We start from the raw sequence: 19,198 nt of genomic DNA, 5'->3' as shown, positions 1-19,198 counted from the left end.
CCCGGTTCAGGAAGCCTGAAAGGAGCCTGGAAAGATGAGCGCCTCGAAGAAAGAGATCACGAAAGAAGATATCTGGCCAATGGAGAGGTACGAGGCGGAACGCAAGAAGCTGCGCAGCGATCTGGTGAAGCGCAAGCAGAACCGACGCTGCGACGTGGGGCCGGTGTGCAGCTTCTATTTCGAGAACTACGAGACCATGTGGTCGCAGATCCAGGAGATGCTCTACATCGAGAAGGGGGGCGAGGAGCAGATCCCGGACGAGCTGGCCGCCTACAACCCGCTGATCCCCAAGGGCCGCGAACTGGTGGCGACCGTGATGTTCGAGATCGACGACCCGGTGCGCCGCAACGCCTTCCTGGCGAAGCTGGGCGGCGTCGAGGAGACCGCCTTCTTCGAGGTCAACGGCGAACGCATCGAAGGCCGCCCGGAGGTGGACGTCGACCGCACCACCGCCGAGGGCAAGGCCTCGTCCGTCCAGTTCATCCACTTTCCCTTCACGGACGAGCAGGTTGCCGCGTTCCGGGAAGAGGGGGCCAAGATCATGGTCGGATTCACCCATCAGGCCTATTCCCACATCGCGGTGCTGCCTGAGCAGGTCCGCGCCACGCTGGCCGAGGATTTCGACTGAGGAGGTCCCCCTCGCGACCGGGAAGGGGCTCAGTCCAGGGTTTCCGTCTCGTAGACGCCGAAGAAGTCAGCGCGGGGCAGCCAACCTTCCAGTCCTGAAAATGTGACATAGCACCACTCGCCCTCGCAGCTCTCCAGCTTGCCGAGGGCGCCCGGCCGCAGTTCGGCCACCGCCTCGGACGTGGCGCTGGGCTCTTCGCGGAGCAGTATGGGGATGTCGTCCTCGTTGGGAAGGATGCGCAGGGTGCGTTCCCCGCTCAGCATGGACTGGTGAACCCAGCCGACCGTACCCTCCCAATCGCGAATGCGGCGCCAGGTACTGAACTCGTCGATGATCTCAACCGGCAGGCCGCGGCGTCGGTAGACCCATTCGATGGGGTAGCGTACACCGGGACCGCTGCGCAGGTTGATCTCATTGGAGCGCAGGGAGACGAAACGGGGGATCGGCAGGCCAGTGCGGCCAGGCCGTTCCACATCCGTGCGGTCCTGTGAACCATCGTCATCCTCAGCCCGCGGGCCGTCAGGTGCCGCAAGAAGCAGGAAAAATGCAGCCAGGATGAAGACAAGGATTGTGCGCACGGTGGAACAGACCGAAGATTTTGTTCAGTCTAGCTAGGCGGCTTTGCCGATTCCGGTCAAGTCCCGCGGGCTGGACAAACAGCGTCACGCCCTGCTAAACGCGCGCTACCGCGTATCCGGCGGGGGAGTTTCGGGCAGACGGTCAAAACAGGCAGCGGACAGGAATCTCATGGACAAACCCAAGGTCATCGTCACACGGCGCCTTCCGGACCTGATCGAAACGCGCATGATGGAGCTGTTCGACTGCAGCCTGAACCTGGACGATACGCCCATGAGCCAGGAGGACCTGATCGAGGCGGTGCGGACCGCGGACGTCCTGGTTCCCACAGTTACGGATCGAATCGATTCCTCGGTGCTCAGCCAGGCTGGCGACCAGCTGCAGCTGATCGCCTCCTTCGGCACCGGCGTCGATCACATCGACCTGAAGACGGCGCGTGCCCGCGGTATCACGGTGACGAACACACCGGGCGTCCTGACCGAGGACACCGCCGACATGACCATGGCGCTGATCCTGGCGGTCGCACGACGCCTGACCGAGGGCGAGCGCCTGGTGCGCGCCGGCAACTGGACGGGCTGGAGCCCGACCTCGATGCTGGGCCACCGCATCTGGGGCAAGCGCCTGGGGATCATCGGCATGGGCCGGATCGGCCAGGCGCTGGCCCGGCGCGCCAAGGGGTTCGGCCTGTCGATCCACTACCACAACCGCCGGCGCCTGCACGAGGACATCGAGAAGCCGCTGGAGGCCACCTACTGGGAAAGCCTGGACCAGATGCTGGCGCGCATGGACATCGTCTCGGTCAACTGCCCGCATACGCCGGCTACCTATCACCTGCTGTCCGCACGCCGCCTGAAGCTGATGCGGCCGGATTCGATCCTGGTGAACACGAGCCGGGGCGAGGTCATCGACGAGAACGCCCTGGTCCGCATGCTGGGCGGCGGCGACATGGCCGGGGCCGGCCTGGATGTCTTCGAGCACGAGCCGGCGATCAACCCGAAGCTGCTGAAGCTCTCCAACGTGGTCGCCCTGCCGCACATGGGCTCGGCCACCATCGAAGGGCGCCATGCCATGGGCGAGAAGGTCATCATCAACATCAAGACCTTCGTGGACGGGCATACCCCGCCGGACCGCGTCCTGGAGACGATGTTCTAGGGGCTGTTTCGTCTGGATACCCCCAAGAATTGGGTATCTTGCCCTTGCCAGCCTCCGGCCTTGTAGCAGTTTATACCTGGAGTGCCTGTCCCCGGCACCTCCAACACTATTGCTACAAGAACAACCAGAGATACTTCCGAATGAATGTAATAGAACGAAAGTCAGGTCATCATGCCCGAGACCTGCATATGCTCCTCTATGTCAGCAGCACACCGGTTCTGATGGACGAGGAAACCCTAGTCGACATCCTTGAAACCAGCCGCCGCAACAATGCGCGGCGCGATATCACCGGCATGCTGCTCTATGTCGAGGGCAATTTCATGCAGGTCATCGAAGGGCCGAAGAATGCGATCCTGACCCTGAAGGAGACGATCGCAAACGATCCCCGCCATTCGGGATTGATCGAGATACTGAGCACGCCTGTCGGGGAGCGAATCTTCGGCAACTGGTCCATGGGCTTCCGGCGTGCCGGCTGGACGGATCTGGATGTGAACGGCATGACACGCTTCCTGGAACGTCCCGAGCCTGTTGCGGACAACGATCCAAGCGCCCTGCGCATTCTCAAGGAATTTGCTTGCAGCATGCGCTGAGCCCGAACGGAAGGGGGTTAGCTGCCGCGCCGGGCTCGTGGATGCGCCTGGTCGTAGACCCGGCGCAGGCCGGCGCTGTCCACCGCTGTATAGCGCTGGGTCGTTGACAGCGAGGCATGGCCCAGCAGTTCCTGGATCGCGCGCAGGTCGCCGCCGCCGGCCAGCAGGTGGGTGGCGAAGGAATGGCGCAGGGCGTGCGGCGTGGCCTTCTCCGGCAGGCCCAGCCAGCCGCGCAGCTCCTGCATGCGCCCCTGGACGATTCGCGCGGACAGCGGCCCTCCGCGCACGCCGCGGAACAGAGGCCGGTCTGGCGGCAGGTCGTGCGGACAGTGCGCCATGTAGTCCTGCAGGGCCTGCTGGATCACGGGCAGAAGGGGCAGCTGGCGCTGCTTGTTGCCCTTGCCGGTGACCACCAGCACTTCCTGTCCCGGTCCCGGCAGGTCCGCCGGCGTCAAGGACAGCGCCTCGCCGATGCGCAGGCCTGCCCCATAGAGCAGCAGCAGGATCGCCGTGTCACGCTTGCCGATCCAGGGCCGCTCATCCAGGTCCTGAACGGAGTCGAGGGCTGCGCGGGCATCCTGTTCGTCGAGGGCCTTGGGCACCTGCAGGCCCTGGCGTGGACTGCGCAGGGCAGTGATTGCGGGGTTGTCGAAATGTCCGTTGCGCGCCGCCCAGCGATAAAAGTTGCGCAGTGTCGATAGCGCGCGGGCACTGGAGCTTTTCTGCAGGCCGTTCAGCGTGCGCCGGGTCATCCAGGCCCGGAAGTCGGCCGTGGACAGGCCGGCGAGCATGGCCGTGTCGGGCAGGTATCCCTGATGCTCGCGCAGGAAATCCAGGAAGGCCGAGAGATCGCGGGTGTAGGCCTGCAGGGTGTGCGCGGACATGCGCTTTTCATGCGCCAACCAGCGCTGCCAGCTCTCTATGAGATGCAGCAGGTCGCTGTTGGCCTGCAGGCCGGGGACTATTCCGGTATCTCCAGCCATCCGCGTATCAGGCGTTCGAGGCAGTGGCCGAGAAACTGCAGGAGCTCCGTGCCCTGGGTGTTGGAGAAGTGGTCGGGATGCCGGCTGCCAAGTGCCAGGAGGGCCGGAGGCGTGTTGGCCGAGATCGACAGGCGTAGCAGGGCGTCCGACTCGACCAGTTCGCTGGCCGGTCCGAAGAGGGCGGGATCGCCGGGTTGGTTGTCGCGCAGGACCACCCGCGCTGAGGGCCCGAAGAGCGCGTCGACACTGCCGGCCGGCAGGCACTGGACGCGGCCGAGATACATCCTGGGGACCTTGTCGGTTTCGTTCTCGACACAGAGAGAGGTGGCGTCCAGATCGAGCAGCACCAGCATCTCGTTGGCAATGGTCTCGATCAGGTGTTCGAAGGACTTCGCCGACAGCAGCGAAACAACGGCATCGTGGATCTTGTGCTGGGAATGCAGGTTCCCGCGCACCGTCGTGATCATCTCGTCGCGGGCGCGCCGCAGGTCCTCGTTCTCCTGGCGCAGCCGCAGGACCATGGCCTGCTGCATGTCGATCACGCTGCGCCCGGCCTCTTCCAGGCCGGGGGTGGCGGGCGGATCGAGCGAATCCAGGATGTCCGGGTGCCGGGCCAGGAAGTCAGGGTGGCGGCGCAACCAGGCCGCCACCATGTCGGCATTGATCGCCGTGCGCGCCGAGGTCTCGGAGGTTCCGGGCTCTTCTCCCTTTGGCGGTTCCTGCGCGGCGTCTTGCCGTTTGCGTGTCATCTTACGTGTCCAGAATGTTCTGCCCGGTCTTCGCCCAGTCGGCCAGGAAGGCATCGAGTCCCTTGTCGGTCAGCGGATGCTTGAAGAGCGAACGCAGCACCGCCGGCGGAAGTGTCGCCACATCGGCGCCGAGACGCGCCGATTCCACTACGTGCATGGGTGAGCGGACGGATGCGACCAGCACCTCCGTGCCCAGTTCCGGATAGTTGGCGTAGATCTCGAGGATCTGGGAAATCAGCTCCATGCCGTCGGTGCCGATATCGTCCAGGCGCCCGATGAAGGGCGAGATATAGCTGGCGCCCGCCTTGGCGGCCAGCAGGGCCTGGGCCGGCGAGAAGCAGAGGGTGACGTTGACCTGCGTGCCCTCCTCGGACAGGGCCTTGCAGGACTTCAGCCCGTCAGGGGTCAGCGGCACCTTCACGCAGACATTGTCCGCCAGCTTTGCCAGGCGGCGGCCCTCGGCCAGCATGGTCTCGTGATCGGTCGCGGTCACTTCGGCGGAGACAGGGCCCGGAACGATCGCGCAAATCTGTTGAATGACATCGAGGAAATTGCCGCCGTTCTTGGCAATCAGCGAGGGATTGGTGGTGACGCCGTCGACCAGGCCCGTCGCCGCAAGGTCGCGGATCTCGTCCAGGTCGGCAGTATCGATGAAAAACTTCATGGTATGTAGAACTCCGGGTTTGCCTTTAACCTTGCGCGAGGTGATAGAACCTCATGTCGTCTGCGTCCAGTCCCGATCCTCTGCCGTCTGTCTTCCTTGGCGGCCGTCCGTGAAGCGGGTTCGGAGAGCCTGTCGTTCCTGTTCCGTGGAGTCCAGTCTAGCCCATGGTTTCATTGCCTGCCAGCCTTGGTGCGGATGAAGAGGTGATCGAGGGCGGAAGCGTCGTTGCCGTATTGCTTCCCCTGCCGCTGGAGCAGCCCTACAGCTATCACCTGCCGGAAACCCTGTCGGTGACACGGGGAACGATTGTCGAGGTGCCGCTGGGTCAGCGTCGTCTGCCGGGCGTGGTCTGGGGACGGCAGGACAGCGCGGAAGTCTCGGCGGAAAAGCTGAAGAGCGTGGCCCGCGTTCATTCGGTGCCGGCCATGTCGCGGGTGCAGCGGCGCTTCATCACCTGGGTGGCGGGCTATACCCTGGCTCCGCCCGGGGCCGTGCTGCGCATGGCGGTGTCGGTTCCCGCCGCGCTCGACCCTCCCGAACCGCAGAGGGTTCTGACACGCAGCGCGCAGGCGGTGCCGGAGGATTTTCGCCTGACGGAGGCGCGCCGACGGGTCCTGGAGCTGGCCGAACAGGGATTCGCGCATCCCCCCGGGGTGCTGGCCCGTGAAGCCGGGGTCAGCACCTCGGTGGTCAAGGGCCTGGTGGAGGCCGGGTTGCTGGACTCCCTGGCCCAGCGCCCGCGGGCTGTGTTCGCGCCGCCCGATGCCGGGCGCTGCGGGCACCGGCTGTCGGAAGGTCAGGCAGCTGTGGCCGAGACCCTGTCCCGAAAGGTCACCGACTCGGCTTTTTCCGTGACCCTGCTGGATGGCGTCACCGGGTCCGGCAAGACGGAAGTCTACTTCGAGGCGGTGGCCGCGGCCCTGGCCCAGGGGCGACAGGTGCTGGTACTGCAGCCTGAGATCGCCCTGTCCTCGCAGTGGATCGAGCGCTTCGAACGGCGTTTCGGCGTGCGGCCGGCGGAATGGCACAGCGACCTGACCCCCGCCCAGAGGCGTATCACCTGGCGCGCCGTGGCCGACGGCGAGGCGCGGGTCCTGGTGGGGGCGCGCTCGTCGCTGTTCCTGCCGTTCCAGGAGTTGGGCCTGATCGTGGTCGACGAAGAGCACGACCCGGCCTACAAGCAGGAAGACGGGGTGATCTATCAGGCCCGGGACATGGCCGTGGTGCGCGGCCAGCTGGGGCAGTTCGCCGTCATCCTGGCCTCCGCGACGCCGTCGCTGGAAAGCGTTCTCAATGTGCGCGCCGGCAAGTACGAGGTGGCGCACCTGCCGGCGCGTCACGGCGGCGCCAGCCTGCCCGAGGTCGCCATCCTGGATATGCGAAGAGATCGTCCGGAACGCCTGCCGAGCGGCGGCCAGAGTTGGCTGGCCCCGAGCCTGCGCAAGGCCATAACCGAGACACTGGAGCAGGGCGAGCAGGCCCTGCTGTTCCTCAATCGGCGCGGCTATGCGCCGCTGACACTCTGCCGCGCTTGCGGTCACCGAATCGAATGCCCCGACTGCACGGCCTGGCTGGTGGAGCACCGCCAACGCAGCCAGCTGCAGTGCCACCACTGCGGCTATCGTGCACCGCTGCCGCGAAGCTGCCCCTCCTGCGGCGAGGAGGACAGCCTGGTGGCCTGCGGCCCGGGCGTCGAACGCCTGGAGGAGGAGGTGCGCATCCTGTTCCCCGAAGCGCGCCACCTGCTGCTGTCCAGCGATACGCTGCCCGGCCCCGCAGCGGCGCAGGACCTGATGCGCCAGATCCAGGAGCGCGAGGTGGACCTGATCGTCGGAACCCAGATCGTTGCCAAGGGCCATCACTTCCCCTGGCTGACCCTGGTCGGGGTTGTCGACGCGGACCTGGGGCTGAACGGGGGCGACCTGAGGGCGGCCGAGCGCACCTATCAACTGCTGCAGCAGGTGGCCGGGCGCGCCGGCCGCGCAGAGCGCCCGGGACGGGTCCTGCTGCAGAGTTACCTGCCCGAGCATCCTGTCCTGCAGGCCCTGCAATCGGGGGATCGAGAAGCTTTCCTCGAGCATGAGGCAGACACGCGCGAGCGCGGCTTCCTGCCGCCCTTCTCGCGCATGGCGGCGCTGATCGTCTCGGCCCCGGACGGGCAAAAGGCGGACGAGGCCGCGCGCGCCCTGGCCCGCACGGCGCCGCGGGCCGAAGGACTGGATATCCTGGGGCCGGCGCCGGCACCGCTGGCCGTCCTGCGCGGCCGGCACCGCCGCCGCTTCCTGGTCAAGGCGCGCCGCGACCTGCCGCTGCAGAAACTGCTGGCGGACTGGCGCGGCAAGGTGCCCTTGAGGGGAGGCGTGCGCCTGGCCATCGACATCGATCCCTACAGTTTCCTGTAGCGACACCAGGTCCCCGTACTGCGAGTATTGCGCAGGTGGCCGGCCAGGCACTGGCTCGGTGAGAGCTCCCCTGGCATGAGAGGGACCGGACCAGGGGCGCCGCGGACCAGGCCACGATATGATAACGGTTGGTGCCCTGCCTATGGAGAGCAGGTCATTCCGGATGCCATATTATGGTCACAGCCTCCATGCGGAAGTCACATGTTGAATTTTCACAGCCATATACCACGTATCCAGCCGTAATGGAATAAAACGAAAGGAAATCAAAATGAATATTGCATCAGTTTTGAAGACGCCGGTTCTTTTGGCTATACTTGCACTCGGCGCAGGAAGCGCGCTTTCTGCTTGCAATACCATTGAAGGTCTGGGTGAAGATACTCAGGCCGCCGGCGAGGCGACCAGCGAAACCGCTCGCGAGGCCGAAGAGGAACTGGAAGACTGAGGGTCGGCGACCAGGCCCCGCCGAGGGACCGCAGACCTTATCTTTCTACCGATCGAAAACGGCTGCCATCCAGCAGGAGGCAGCCGTTTTCGTTTGTCGGTTCTTCGGGGGTGGTATGCAGCCGCAGCCTGCAGCAGAAGGGGGTAGTTGTTGTAGTAGATCCGGACATCAGGCTCGAAGTCCTCAATTCCCTGGGCCTGCCCACGGACCGGCACCTGCGTTATGCCGCCCATCCCTATTTCGAGAACTGCCAGCGCTTCTGCCGCGACTGGGACCAGGAGGCCTTCGATCCGGACTATCCCACGAAGCCGCTGTCCCATTTCGAGCCGATGCTGCGCGAGATATTCGCCCGCCCGCCATTCGATCCCGACATTCTGAAGGAACAAAATAGCTGATACCCCTGTCCTTGATTGAACTTGCAAGAATCTTGCGGAGGTCCATCATCGGACGGCCTTAGAACAAGCCAGTAAGAAGGCTGTCATCAATTCGACCTTGACGGTCGGGTGGAGGGAGATGCTCAGAATGAACTTCGCACCGTTCGCGACACGGGACTTCAATGCCCAGCTGCAGCGTGGCCTGGGCAAGAGCTACCTCGGCGCCGCCTCGATCGGCGAGGTGCTGGCCACGGCCGCCGCCATTCACGACGGCGACACGGACAGCTGGCATGCGGCCTGGCGGCAGCTGGCCGAAGGCCTGGAACGGCGGGGACAGCAGGAGCAGGCGGCCGGTCGTGGCGAGACGGCGCGGCGCCTCTTCCTGCGCGCCAGCGAGGCCTGGCGCCAGGCGGGCTTCTTTCATCGCATCAACCTGGATTGCGCGGAACTGCAGTCCAGCTGGCCGCGGGCCGAGGCCTGTTTTCGGGCCTTCATGGCGCTTGGCGAGCACGCCGGCGAAGTCCTGCGCATCCCCTTCGAGGATCGCTCCCTGCACGGCTATCTCGCCCTGCCGCAGTCGCACGGCGGGCCCTGGCCCACCCTGCTGCTGCCTTCGGGCTACGATTCCACGCTGGAGGAGATGCTGGTCATGGTGGGACTGCCTGCCCTGGCGCGCGGCTACGCCGTGCTGGCCGTGGACGGGCCGGGGCAGGGCAAGACCCTCTATGATCCCGAAACGCGCGCCTACATGCGCGCCGACTACGCGACGGTGCTGGGTGCCGTGATCGACCGGGCCCTGACGGATCCCCGGCTGGACCCGGCGAGTCTGGTGGCCGTGGGCGTCAGCTTCGGCGGCTATCTGGTGCCGCGCGGCGCCGCCGGCGAGAGCCGCCTGGCCGCGCTGGTCACCGACCCCGGGCAGTACGATATCGGCGCGGCCATGCTCTCTCGCCTGCCGCCGACCATGATCGAGCGCCTGGACGAGGATGGCCCGGAGGCCTGGGCCCTGTTCGAGAAGCTGGCCGAGAGCCCCGAGGGCGCCCTGCTGTTCCGGCCGCGCATGGTCGCCCACGGCGTGGAAAGCGTACAGGCCTATTGCCGGCAGCTGGTGAACTTCCACAACCGCGATGCGGCGGAGCGGATCACCTGCCCCAGCCTGATCTGCGACAACGAGGAGGATCCGGTCTCCACGGGCCAGGGCCAGCTGCTGGCCAACGCCATGACGGAGGCCGAGGTGACCTTCCAGCGCTTCACTGCGGCCGAGGGCACCGCCGGCCACTGCGAGGGTCTGGGCCGCGAGACCTTCGACGAACGGGCGTTCGCCTGGCTGGACGAGGTGCTGGCGAAAGATCGTCCCGGCACCGCGAGATCACGCCAGGAGATGGCGTAGGAGTCGTTCCGACCGAGGGCCATGAGGCTGTACTTGTAGACTTGTAGATCCATGCACAGGCAATCAAAAAGGCGTGTCCCCATTATATCCGGTGCCACGATATAGCGTTGCCTGAAGGCTTGAATGGACTTGAGGCATGACCCCGTTTCAGGCGGTCATGTCTGCTCCTGGTCTGAGCGCGGTCATCACCCCCAGAAGCGTATCCAATGTCACCTACTCGCGCCGTGAAGCAGCATCCCTCGGGGCCGTGTCGATGTCAGAATATCAGGGAGGCGAAAGCTCCGAGAGCGATAAAGGATACAGCCATGAAGACGACACCAAGCGCCGCCAGCTCGCCCGGACTGTTGACCCGGGCAACATTGGTAGCCGCTTCCGGTCCGGACTCCGTGTTGAGGGCATTGTCGATTGCTGGCGGGTCCTGGGGCTGGACCTGTGATGTGTTGTCCATGGCTCGTTCTCCATCCATGCCCAAAAATCGGCCTCGCACGGATGCTGCGCCGCATTGAAACGGTGTTTTGCCGCCAAGCGTGACGGCAGAGCGAAAACTAAGGGAAAATCGTTAAGACATCGTATCTTGAGAGCAGAATAAAGTGCCGGGATACGGGGTCCGCAAAGCGAAACATCAGGCTACACTCTGCCCGTGCATGGAATTTCTGATTCTGTGGCCGAACAGCCACAGGAATCGCCTTCCTGAGAGAATGAACGTCCTCTCGTTCTTGCCTTATCGTCAGTGCAGAAGTCTGTAGCCGGATCGTTTCCCACCGGCAGAAGAATGCTCCCTGGAGCGGGCAGTTCGATGCAATTTCAGTACCTGAAATGAAGCTCTCTCAGTGCGTGACTCCCGGCACTGAACGATCGGGCAAAGCCTTTGAACAATGACCTCCTTGAGAAGGATCAGCTCGGCATGCGCTGGAATTGCGGAAGGCTGTCGTCAAGCGTCAGCCACGGTTGCTTCTCGCTGATCCAGGTATGCGCTTCGGGCTTGAACTCCTAGGGTCTGTCCAGCGATCCCGCGGTTACGCTGATCCAGTCGGATGACAGTCTATGCGTGAAGACGGACGTTCCGCAGTCGGGACAGAAGCCGCGCAACAGATCGGACGAGGAGTGTCGGGTCTTGTGCCGCCCTTCAAGATGGACCTGATCGGCCGGGAACAGGATCCGCGCGTTGAAGGCCGCACCGACCGCTTTCTGGCACTGCCGACAATGACAGATCCTCGAGTTCAATGGGGTGCCGCTTGCGCGGTACCGGACACCGCCGCACAGGCATCCACCCGTAATCTCGCTCGTCATTTGCGCGCCCTCCGTGTATGGCGTTCCGCATGTACGTGCCGGAACCGTTGTCGCTAATGCGATTGCAAAAGGACAGGATCTCGCAGCGTATGGGAATCATGCAAGACTGCATGCTCAGAGAGCTCGGTAGAATCGGAACTATCTCTGCACAGGGGAAGCTCGACAAGGAAGGCGCAGTTGCCTGATCCTCACGAGCCGTCGTCGCTGTAGTCGCGGCCCGGGCGGGTCTTGTAGACGGGGAAGTAGAGGCCGAAGGTGAGTGCCGCGCCGCGCAGGGCGAGTGCGGTGGTGAAGGCCAGCGCGATGTCCAGCCAGGCGGGGGTGCCCAGCAGGTCGAGGACCACGAAGACCGTGGCGCCCGCGGCGGCGGCGGTGGCATAGATCTCGCGCCGCAGGATCAGCGGGATTTCGTTGCAGAGCACGTCGCGGGTCAGGCCGCCGAAGGTGGCGGTGACGGTGCCCAGGATGACGGCCGAGACCGGCGGCGCCCCGGCCGCGAGCGCAATGGCGGCGCCGGTGATGCAGAACATGGAAATGCCCAGCGCGTCGGCCCAGAGCAGGGTGCGGAAGCGCGATTCCACCAGGTGGGCGGTAAAATACACCATGACGGCAATGGCCACGCAGGTCAGGGGATAGGCCGGGTCGTTGATCCAGAAGACCGGCTGGATGCCCAGCAGCAGATCGCGCACCGTGCCGCCGCCGATTCCGGTGACCGTGGCGATCAGCGCGAAGCCGAAGATGTCCATCTGCTTGCGCGAGGCGGTCAGTGCGCCGGAGGCGGCGAAGACTGCCACGCCCAGAAGGTCCAGCCAGTAGAGGGTTTCCTGCATGGTCCTGTCCTCCCGGGCCTTTGCTGAGGATGTGAAGCGAGCGTGGGGCGCCTAGACGGTTTCCTGGGCGAGGGCCTCGCGGATCAGCTGGCGGCTGTTCTCCAGCCCATAGAGCGCGAAGAAAGAACCGAGCCGTGGCCCCTGCTGCTGGCCCAGAAGGATCTCGTAGCAGGTCTTGAACCAGGCCCGCAGCGGCTCGAAGGCATGGTCCTTGCCCACGGCGTAGACCTCGTTCTGGATGGTCTCGCTCTCGGCGTCGTCGGGCAGCTGCTCCAGGCGTTGCAGCAGGTCCTCCAGCGCAGCGCGCTCGCCCGCCTCCGGGGTTCGGTACTGCTTGGTGGGCTTCACGAAATCCCGGTAATAGGCGATGGCGTAATGCACCAGCCGGTCGAGCAGGGGATCGTTCTCCGGCGTCGCCGAAGGCGCGTAGCGCGAGATGAAGCCCCAGATCACCGCCGGATCGTCGCTGTTGCAGGTGCCCACAAGGTTCAGCAGCAGGCTGAAACTCACATGGGTGGCTTCGCGCGGCGGCTGGCCGTTGTGGATGTGCCAGACCGGGTTCTCCAGCTGGCGCTCGGGCTCCTCGGTCTCGAACTTGCCCAGGTGCGAGAGGTACTCGTCCACCGTCTTGGGGATGACATCGAAATACAGGCGCTTGGCCGTGCGCGGCTTCTGGAACATGTAGAGCGCCAGGCTCTCCTGCGGGGCATAGGTCAGCCACTCGTCGATGGTCAGCCCGTTGCCCTTGGACTTGGAGATCTTCTGGGCGTTCTCGTCCAGGAACAGCTCGTAGCTGAAGCCCTCGGGCGGGCGATGACCCAGGATCTTGCAGATGCGGCTGGCCAGCTTCACGGACTCGATCAGGTCCTTGCCCGACATCTCGTAGTCGACGCCCAGCGCGTACCAGCGCATGCCCCAGTCGGGCTTCCACTGCAACTTGCAGCGCCCGCCGGTGACCGGCTGCTCGACCTTCCTGCCGTCCTCGTCCTCGAAGACGACGGTGCCGGCCTCTGTATTGTGCTCCAGGATCGGCACCTGCAGGACCTGGCCGGTGCTGGGCGAGACGGGCAGGAAGGGGCTGTAGGTCCTCTGCCGCTCCTCGCCCAGGGTGGGCAGCATGACGTCCATGACCTCGTCGTAGTGGCGCAGCACGTTCAGCAGCGCCGTGTCGAACCCGCCGGAGGTGTACCAGTCGGTCGAGGACTGGAACTCGTACTCGAAGCCGAAGTAATCGAGGAAACGGCGCAGGCGCGCGTTGTTGTGATGGCCGAAGCTCTCGTGTTCCCCGAAGGGATCGGGAATGCGGGTCAGCGGCTTGCCCAGATGTTCGCGCAGCATGTCGGCGTTGGGCACGTTGTCGGGTACCTTGCGCAGGCCGTCCATGTCGTCGGAGAAGCAGAACAGCTTGGTGGGGATGTCGCTCATGCGCTGGAAGGCGCGGCGCACCATGGTGGTGCGCGCCACCTCGCCGAAGGTGCCGATGTGCGGCAGGCCCGAGGGGCCATAGCCGGTCTCGAAGAGGACGTAGCCTTTCTCGGGCGCCTTGCCGTCCAGCCGGTCCAGTATCCTGCGCGCCTCCTCGAAGGGCCAGGCCTTGCCCGCAAGAGCCAGTTCGCGTTCGCTCGCCATCGCTTGTCCGCCGTGTTCCAGAAAAATCCCTCAATGCGCCGGGAAACTAGGCGCGGGCCCGCGATCCGTCAATGTTCAGGGCTGCAAAGCTCCCCTGTTCACAGCAGGGGACTCTGATGGGGCTCAGGGCGCAGTATGCCGCCACCCTGCAGCGGCAGATAAAAAAGCCACCCTGACGAGACTTCGAGGTTCGTCAGGGTGGCAGGGTAGGGGGATAGGGTCCCTGTGACTGTCTGAAGTTGCCTGCCGCCGTTTCCGCCGGCACAAGGCTTATACCTGTGCGCGGATCTTGTCCTCGCAGGCGTCCTGTATATCGTCGGCGAGACCGGTTGCCGCATTGTCGGCGAGGACGGGCATGTTGCGTTCGATCAAGGCGTCGCGCTGGTCATTGGAAAAGCCTTCCAGCTCCGCCATGTCCCTGTTCTCGTCCTTCCAGCTTTCGATGCTGTTGGTGGCGCAGACCGTGGCATAGACATTGGTGCGGGCGCTCTGAACCTCCTCGGCCATGGTGCCGGAGGTAACGACCCAGCCCGCACTGAATTCAATGATGATTGCTGCGACCACTCCGATTGCACCGCCTATAATGTAGGGCTTTGCCTGTCCCCAGATGTCCCCTGTATTCATTTTCTATCTCCTTTCTCAAAATATGAGTTTTTTCAATATCTTGCCATAAGCAAGGACGGTGGCAAGGAGGAAGGGGAAATACGCCAATTCTGTGTCATTCAGGTGATTTTTCTATCACGATCATGCCGCCAGAGAACGCCGTTCCGCGGTTCGGCCCAGCGGGATGTGCGTGGCGAGCGGCGACAGGCCTGCATTGCCCGAAGAGCGGCAATTCGGGCGCCTTGGAGGACCGGGCGTTTGCCTTGCACTGTTGTGCCGATCTGGGGTGTGCGAACCGGATGTCCCCGACCTCAAGTCTGTTCCCCTCCGGGCGGGTGGGGGCACCTGCGAACGCAGGCAACAAAAAGGCCACCCTGACGCGGCTCGAGGCCTGCGCCAGGATGGCGGGATCAGTTGGATAGGAGATTGTTGCCGGAAGGTCTTTGCCGTTTGTTCGCTCGTTCCGGCGCGAGCCTCAGACCTGTGAACGGATCTTGTCTTCACAGTTGTCTTGTATGCTTTCGCTGAGATTCGAATTGGTGTTGGGGAGAACCGGCATGTTCTGCTTGATCAATGCATCGCGCTCTTCATTGGAATATCCACCGAGCGCGTCCATCTCGTTGCCCTGTTCCTTCCAGCTCTCCATGCTGTTGGTGGCACACACGGTGGCATAGGCATTGGTGCGGGCACTGTAGACTTCCTCAGCCATCGTGTCGGAAGTCACAACCCATCCGGCACTGAATCCTATGATCACCGCGGCTATGACGCCGAGAATGCCACCTAAAATATAAGGTTTTCCTCTATTCAGGATTCTTTCCGTATTCATCTCTACCTCCACGTTGAAATCATTCTCTCGAGTGTCTCTAGAGAGACAAATTCTGTGGGAGTCAGATATGCAGCCTGAAACGACTTTGTGATTTCAGCGTGTTTTTTTCCTTATTTTTTCCACATATTTGTCAGGTTGTTTGGGGTCTTCCATCCGAGGCAGCGATGAACTCGAAACCAGCGAAATCGGCTGTCTTCCTGCAATGACACCCATGTATCGTCTCTGGTTTAAGACCGGGCGTGGTTATACTCTCGCGCCATGAGCGCCAGCGATCCCGAGTCAGCCCTTTTCCCCGAACCTGGTACGCAGGTCACATTGCCCGACCAGCCGCCTCCGGTGATGCTGGCGGGGGTCACGCGCGTGCTCTGGCTGACCTCCGACGGCGAGGTGGACTGGCTTTCGCCGAAGGAGGCGGCACGCCGGGTCAAGGACGAGGCGCCGCTGGTCTGCCACGCTCGGGCTGCGGGACGTCGGCTGGGCCTGGAGGCGGGATTCCGGGCCTATGACGTGCTGGAGCTCTATGCCTTCACGCGGCCGGCAAGCTTCTGCGCGCCGACGCCGCGCGGCATGGCGCAGGCGCTGGGCCTGCCGCAGCCCGAGAGCCTGGAGGACCAGGCGGTCACCCTGCACCGCTGTGCCGACCTGCTGCTGCGCGAGCTGGAGGCGCTGTCGCGTGAGGATGCTGCGGCGGCGGGCATCGCCTACACCATGGCGCGGGCCGGCTGGCTTTGGGGCCCCTGGGTGATGCAGGCCCTGGGGCTGCATGACGGCAGCGGCACCCCGCCGCGCCTGGGGCAGGGCTATCGCGTCTGGGAGAAGCTGGGCGAATGGAGCGACCATGCCCCTGAGCCCCAGCCCTCCAGCGCAGCGGTGGAAGCCCCCGAAGCGCGGGCGCGCCTGGCCGAGCTGCTTGGGGACGAGTCCGAGGAACGTCCGCAGCAGGCGGACTATGCCTCGGCGATCTCGACGGCCTTCCAGCCGCGCGCCGACGAGGGCGCCCCCAACATGGTGCTGGCCGAGGCCGGGACCGGGGTGGGCAAGACCCTGGGTTATATCGCGCCGGCCAGCCTGTGGTCCGAGAAGAACGAGGCGCCGGTCTGGCTGTCCACCTTCACGCGCAATCTTCAGCATCAATTGGATGGCGAACTGGACCGCCTCTACCCCCAGGCGTCCGAGAAGCGCCAGCGCGTCGTGGTGCGCAAGGGACGGGAGAACTATCTCTGCCTGCTGAACTACGCCGAACGTGTCCCTTCGGTCAGCGGGGCGCAGGCCTCGGACCAGGCCATCGCGCTGGGCCTGGTGGCGCGCTGGGCGGCGCGCACGCGCAGCGGCGACATGGTGGGCGGCGACTTCCCGGGCTGGCTGGTCGACCTGCTGGGCCGGGCGCGCACCCTGGGCCTGGCTGACCGGCGCGGCGAGTGCATCCATTCGGCCTGCGAGTTCTATCGCAAGTGCTACATCGAGAAATCGATCCGCCGGGCGCGCCGGGCAAACCTGGTGGTAGCCAATCACGCGCTGGTGCTGATCCAGGCGGCCATGGGCGGGGCCGAGGACGGGCACCTGCCGCTGCGCTATGTCTTCGACGAAGGCCATCACCTGTTCGATGCGGCCGACGCCGCCTTCTCGGCGCACCTGAGCGGGCAGGAGGGGCTGGAGCTGCGGCGCTGGCTGCTGGGCGCCGAGAGCCGGCGCGGCGGTTCGGCCAGCCGCCTGCGCGGCCTGAAACGGCGCCTGGAGGAGCTGGTGGCCCAGGACGAACAGCTGTCCGACGCGGTACATGCCATCGTGCGCGCGGCCGTCGTTCTGCCGGGCGAGGGCTGGCATGCGCGCTTGAACGATGGCCAGCCGCAAGGCCCCTGCGAGGCCTTCCTGCTGCAGGTGCGTCGTCAGGTTCATGCCCGGGCGCCGCGCGCCGCCGAGGGATACAGCCTGGAATCCGAGGTGCATCCGGCCAACGACGAGCTGCTGAGCAGCGCCGCCGAACTGGACCGGGCGCTGGAGAAGCTTCTGGGGCCGCTGGAGGAGCTGAAGCGCCTGCTGGCACGGCGCCTGGATGCCGAGGCGGCGCAGCTGGACAGCGACACCCGGCGGCGCATCGAGGCCGCCCAGCGCTCGCTGGAGCGCCGCGCCATCGTCCAGGTTTCGGCCTGGCGCTCCATGCTGGCGGCGCTGTCCGAGGAGACGCCGGAGCAATACGTGGACTGGCTGGCGGTGGATCGTATCGAGGGCCGGGATATCGACGTCGGCCTGCACCGCCACTGGATCGACCCGACCATCCCGCTGGCGCAGACGGTGCTGGAACCGGCGCACGGCGCCGTGGTGACCTCGGCCACGCTGACTGACCGCACGGGCGCCACCGAGGGCGACTGGCAGGCGGCCGAGGCGCGCACGGGGGCTGCGCACCTGCTGTCCGCGCCGACGCGGGCGCGGGTGCCTTCGCCCTTCGACTATGCCAGCCAGACCCGCGTCTTCATCATCACCGACCTGGCGCGGGACAATCCGGACCAGATCGCCGCGGCCATGCGCGAGCTGTTCCTGGCCTCGGGCGGCGGAGCGCTGGGGCTGTTCACTGCGATCTCGCGCCTCAAGGCCGTGCACGGGCGCATCGTGCGGCCGCTGGAGGAGGCCGGGTTGGAACTGCTGGCCCAGCACCTGGATGGCGTGGATGTCTCGACTCTGATCGAGATGTTCCGGGCCGAGCCGGACTCCTGCCTGCTGGGCACCGATGCCGTGCGCGACGGTGTGGACGTGCCGGGCCGGGCCCTGCGCCTGATCGCCTTCGACCGCGTGCCCTGGCCGCGCCCGGACCTGCGCCACAAGGCGCGGCGCGAACACTTCGGCAAGCGCCAGTACGACGAGATGCTGACCCGCCTACGGCTGCGCCAGGCCTTCGGGCGGCTGGTGCGCCGGGGCGACGACCGCGGCGTCTTCGTGCTGTTGGACTCGCGCATGCCCTCGCGCCTCTATGGCGCCTTCCCCGAAGGGGTGGAGCCGAAGCGCGTGGGCCTGGCCGAGGCGCTGGCGGAGACCCGCGACTTCCTGGCCGGCTGATTATTGCACGCCGAGGGCGACGAAGAGTGCCGAGAGCGTGAGGACCGAGATCACCGTGGAGATCAGGATCACCGAGGTCGCGCGCTGGACGTAGACGCCATACTGCTGGGCCAGCACGAACATCAGGGCGCCGGTTGGAAGCGCTGCCTGGATAACGGCGGCCTTGGCCGGGACCCCCTGCATGTCCAGCACCGAATAGGCCAGCCAGGCGGTGATCAGCGGCATGACCAGCAGCTTGAGCGAAGAGATCCAGACCACCTCGCCCATGCCTTCGGTCAATGACTTGCCCACCATGAACAGGCCGATGGCGAAGAGGGCTGCGGGGGCTGCAGCATTGCCCGCGAGCTCCATGAAGGTGGCGATCGGCTGGGGCAGGGGCAGGCCGCTTGCGGAATAGAGGATGCCGGCCAGGGCCGAAATGATCAGGGGATTCTTCGCCAGGCTGCGGGTCACGTTGCGGGCGACCACCAGGGGGGCGCTGTTCCTGTGGCGATCCAGTTCCAGCAGGATGACTCCGGCCCCGACCACGACCACCGCCGTGATGACCGTGGTGATGACGGCGGCCAGCACGCCTTCCTGGCCGAACGCGATCTGCAGCAGCGGCACGCCCATGTAGCCGGTGTTGGAGAAGATGGCCGTCAGACTGTGCAGGCTGACTTCCCCGAAGCGGCCGCGGAAAAAGATCAGCGCCACGGCGATCGCGAGTATGAAGGTGATCAGCGTGCCGCCGCCGAAGGCCAGGATGAGTGGCCAGTTGAAGATGTGCTGCAGAGGGACCTCGGCCATCGAGCCGAAGAAGAGTGCCGGCAGGGCGACGTAATAGACGAAGCCGTTGAGCGCACGCCCGCTGTCCTCGCCCAGCAGGCCTGCGCGGCCCACCAGGTAACCGGCCAGCATGAGTCCGAAGACGGGGAGAACGACGTTGAGAATGGCGGTCATGACGGCGCGCACTTTCCCGTTTCGGAGCCAGTTTGTCGAGCCCCCAGGCCGCAGGGCCGTGTTGACCGGCAAGCAGGGCT

The 19,198-nt window shown here is 65.2% G+C and carries 19 protein-coding genes; 8 read left to right on the top strand and 11 right to left on the bottom strand.

All coding sequences use genetic code 11. The features are described 5' to 3' along the window. The first annotated feature begins 34 nt into the window (after window positions 1–34). On the top strand, window positions 35–628 hold the full coding sequence (locus tag ACFOW6_RS01140; RefSeq protein ID WP_382420293.1) for a DUF3501 family protein: 594 nt from the start codon (window positions 35–37) through the stop codon (window positions 626–628). Between the two features lie 29 nt (window positions 629–657). Here ACFOW6_RS01140 and ACFOW6_RS01135 read toward each other — a convergent pair whose 3' ends face one another. Further along, complete coding sequence (locus ACFOW6_RS01135) at window positions 658–1,206, bottom strand: SH3 domain-containing protein (RefSeq protein ID WP_382420291.1); 549 nt, start codon at window positions 1,204–1,206, stop codon at window positions 658–660. A 169-nt stretch (window positions 1,207–1,375) separates the two neighbouring features. On the opposite strand from ACFOW6_RS01135, the gene ACFOW6_RS01130 reads away from it, so the two are divergent. Both ACFOW6_RS01130 and ACFOW6_RS01125 read left to right on the top strand, forming a co-directional pair. After that, a complete protein-coding gene (locus ACFOW6_RS01130; RefSeq protein ID WP_382420289.1) occupies window positions 1,376–2,356 on the top strand; it encodes a 2-hydroxyacid dehydrogenase in 981 nt (326 codons plus the stop codon). A 188-nt stretch (window positions 2,357–2,544) separates the two neighbouring features. Next, entirely contained in the window at window positions 2,545–2,946 is a 402-nt protein-coding gene (locus tag ACFOW6_RS01125) for a BLUF domain-containing protein (RefSeq protein ID WP_382420287.1), read from the top strand. A gap of 17 nt (window positions 2,947–2,963) precedes the next feature. Here ACFOW6_RS01125 and ACFOW6_RS01120 read toward each other — a convergent pair whose 3' ends face one another. The 3 genes from ACFOW6_RS01120 to fsa are packed head-to-tail and all read right to left on the bottom strand — an operon-like array spanning window position 2,964 to window position 5,342. Then, entirely contained in the window at window positions 2,964–3,929 is a 966-nt protein-coding gene (locus ACFOW6_RS01120; protein WP_382420285.1) for a tyrosine recombinase XerC, read from the bottom strand. Then, window positions 3,908–4,678 (bottom strand): DUF484 family protein, encoded by a 771-nt coding sequence (locus tag ACFOW6_RS01115; RefSeq protein ID WP_382420283.1) that lies wholly within the window; start codon window positions 4,676–4,678, stop codon window positions 3,908–3,910. Before ACFOW6_RS01115 ends, ACFOW6_RS01120 begins: the two co-directional genes overlap by 22 nt. A 1-nt stretch (window position 4,679) precedes the next feature. After that, complete coding sequence (fsa, locus tag ACFOW6_RS01110) at window positions 4,680–5,342, bottom strand: fructose-6-phosphate aldolase (protein WP_382420281.1); 663 nt, start codon at window positions 5,340–5,342, stop codon at window positions 4,680–4,682. A 164-nt stretch (window positions 5,343–5,506) separates the two neighbouring features. On the opposite strand from fsa, the gene ACFOW6_RS01105 reads away from it, so the two are divergent. The 4 genes from ACFOW6_RS01105 (at window position 5,507) to ACFOW6_RS01090 (ending at window position 9,950) form a co-directional block, all read left to right on the top strand. Then, window positions 5,507–7,744 carry a primosomal protein N' gene (locus tag ACFOW6_RS01105; protein WP_382420279.1) on the top strand — a complete coding sequence of 746 codons (2,238 nt, stop codon included), beginning with the start codon at window positions 5,507–5,509 and terminating at the stop codon, window positions 7,742–7,744. A gap of 268 nt (window positions 7,745–8,012) precedes the next feature. Beyond that, window positions 8,013–8,186, top strand: coding sequence for an entericidin A/B family lipoprotein (locus ACFOW6_RS01100; RefSeq protein WP_382420277.1), 174 nt, complete (start codon window positions 8,013–8,015; stop codon window positions 8,184–8,186). A 110-nt stretch (window positions 8,187–8,296) separates the two neighbouring features. Next, window positions 8,297–8,581, top strand: coding sequence for a hypothetical protein (locus ACFOW6_RS01095; RefSeq protein WP_382420275.1), 285 nt, complete (start codon window positions 8,297–8,299; stop codon window positions 8,579–8,581). Between the two features lie 127 nt (window positions 8,582–8,708). After that, window positions 8,709–9,950: an alpha/beta hydrolase family protein gene (locus ACFOW6_RS01090; RefSeq protein WP_382420273.1), complete on the top strand. Its 1,242-nt coding sequence runs from the start codon at window positions 8,709–8,711 to the stop codon at window positions 9,948–9,950. A gap of 256 nt (window positions 9,951–10,206) precedes the next feature. Here the strand turns inward: ACFOW6_RS01090 and ACFOW6_RS01085 are convergent, their stop codons facing one another. From ACFOW6_RS01085 to ACFOW6_RS01060, 6 genes are all read right to left on the bottom strand, one after another. After that, complete coding sequence (locus ACFOW6_RS01085; RefSeq protein ID WP_382420271.1) at window positions 10,207–10,398, bottom strand: hypothetical protein; 192 nt, start codon at window positions 10,396–10,398, stop codon at window positions 10,207–10,209. A gap of 542 nt (window positions 10,399–10,940) precedes the next feature. Then, window positions 10,941–11,240, bottom strand: a complete 300-nt coding sequence (locus tag ACFOW6_RS01080; protein WP_382420269.1) for a GFA family protein — start codon at window positions 11,238–11,240, stop codon at window positions 10,941–10,943. A gap of 188 nt (window positions 11,241–11,428) precedes the next feature. Beyond that, complete coding sequence (locus tag ACFOW6_RS01075) at window positions 11,429–12,070, bottom strand: trimeric intracellular cation channel family protein (protein ID WP_382420267.1); 642 nt, start codon at window positions 12,068–12,070, stop codon at window positions 11,429–11,431. Between the two features lie 51 nt (window positions 12,071–12,121). Then, a complete protein-coding gene (locus ACFOW6_RS01070; RefSeq protein WP_382420265.1) occupies window positions 12,122–13,699 on the bottom strand; it encodes a lysine--tRNA ligase in 1,578 nt (525 codons plus the stop codon). 270 nt (window positions 13,700–13,969) lie between these two features. After that, window positions 13,970–14,323 (bottom strand): hypothetical protein, encoded by a 354-nt coding sequence (locus ACFOW6_RS01065; protein WP_382420263.1) that lies wholly within the window; start codon window positions 14,321–14,323, stop codon window positions 13,970–13,972. Between the two features lie 454 nt (window positions 14,324–14,777). Next, on the bottom strand, window positions 14,778–15,128 hold the full coding sequence (locus ACFOW6_RS01060; RefSeq protein ID WP_382420261.1) for a hypothetical protein: 351 nt from the start codon (window positions 15,126–15,128) through the stop codon (window positions 14,778–14,780). 258 nt (window positions 15,129–15,386) lie between these two features. On the opposite strand from ACFOW6_RS01060, the gene ACFOW6_RS01055 reads away from it, so the two are divergent. Further along, complete coding sequence (locus ACFOW6_RS01055) at window positions 15,387–18,179, top strand: ATP-dependent DNA helicase (RefSeq protein ID WP_382420259.1); 2,793 nt, start codon at window positions 15,387–15,389, stop codon at window positions 18,177–18,179. Here the strand turns inward: ACFOW6_RS01055 and ACFOW6_RS01050 are convergent, their stop codons facing one another. Next, complete coding sequence (locus ACFOW6_RS01050; protein WP_382420257.1) at window positions 18,180–19,118, bottom strand: AEC family transporter; 939 nt, start codon at window positions 19,116–19,118, stop codon at window positions 18,180–18,182. Window positions 19,119–19,198 lie beyond the last annotated feature (80 nt).

This window comes from Fodinicurvata halophila, from assembly GCF_042651425.1.
In the GTDB taxonomy this organism is placed as follows: Bacteria; Pseudomonadota; Alphaproteobacteria; order Kiloniellales; family DSM-21159; genus Fodinicurvata; species Fodinicurvata halophila.
The sequence above is the reverse complement of the archived record's forward strand: the minus strand, read 5'-3'. Positions and strand labels throughout refer to the sequence as shown.

Coding starts and splice junctions, on each gene's coding strand:
- ACFOW6_RS01140 (WP_382420293.1), top strand. CDS start 35: ATGAGCGCCTCGAAGAAAGAGATCACGAAAGAAGATATCTGGCCAATG.
- ACFOW6_RS01130 (WP_382420289.1), top strand. CDS start 1,376: ATGGACAAACCCAAGGTCATCGTCACACGGCGCCTTCCGGACCTGATC.
- ACFOW6_RS01125 (WP_382420287.1), top strand. CDS start 2,545: ATGCTCCTCTATGTCAGCAGCACACCGGTTCTGATGGACGAGGAAACC.
- ACFOW6_RS01120 (WP_382420285.1), bottom strand. CDS start 3,929: ATGGCTGGAGATACCGGAATAGTCCCCGGCCTGCAGGCCAACAGCGAC.
- ACFOW6_RS01115 (WP_382420283.1), bottom strand. CDS start 4,678: ATGACACGCAAACGGCAAGACGCCGCGCAGGAACCGCCAAAGGGAGAA.
- fsa (WP_382420281.1), bottom strand. CDS start 5,342: ATGAAGTTTTTCATCGATACTGCCGACCTGGACGAGATCCGCGACCTT.
- ACFOW6_RS01105 (WP_382420279.1), top strand. CDS start 5,507: ATGGTTTCATTGCCTGCCAGCCTTGGTGCGGATGAAGAGGTGATCGAG.
- ACFOW6_RS01100 (WP_382420277.1), top strand. CDS start 8,013: ATGAATATTGCATCAGTTTTGAAGACGCCGGTTCTTTTGGCTATACTT.
- ACFOW6_RS01090 (WP_382420273.1), top strand. CDS start 8,709: ATGAACTTCGCACCGTTCGCGACACGGGACTTCAATGCCCAGCTGCAG.
- ACFOW6_RS01085 (WP_382420271.1), bottom strand. CDS start 10,398: ATGGACAACACATCACAGGTCCAGCCCCAGGACCCGCCAGCAATCGAC.
- ACFOW6_RS01080 (WP_382420269.1), bottom strand. CDS start 11,240: ATGACGAGCGAGATTACGGGTGGATGCCTGTGCGGCGGTGTCCGGTAC.
- ACFOW6_RS01075 (WP_382420267.1), bottom strand. CDS start 12,070: ATGCAGGAAACCCTCTACTGGCTGGACCTTCTGGGCGTGGCAGTCTTC.
- ACFOW6_RS01070 (WP_382420265.1), bottom strand. CDS start 13,699: ATGGCGAGCGAACGCGAACTGGCTCTTGCGGGCAAGGCCTGGCCCTTC.
- ACFOW6_RS01065 (WP_382420263.1), bottom strand. CDS start 14,323: ATGAATACAGGGGACATCTGGGGACAGGCAAAGCCCTACATTATAGGC.
- ACFOW6_RS01060 (WP_382420261.1), bottom strand. CDS start 15,128: ATGAATACGGAAAGAATCCTGAATAGAGGAAAACCTTATATTTTAGGT.
- ACFOW6_RS01055 (WP_382420259.1), top strand. CDS start 15,387: ATGAGCGCCAGCGATCCCGAGTCAGCCCTTTTCCCCGAACCTGGTACG.
- ACFOW6_RS01050 (WP_382420257.1), bottom strand. CDS start 19,118: ATGACCGCCATTCTCAACGTCGTTCTCCCCGTCTTCGGACTCATGCTG.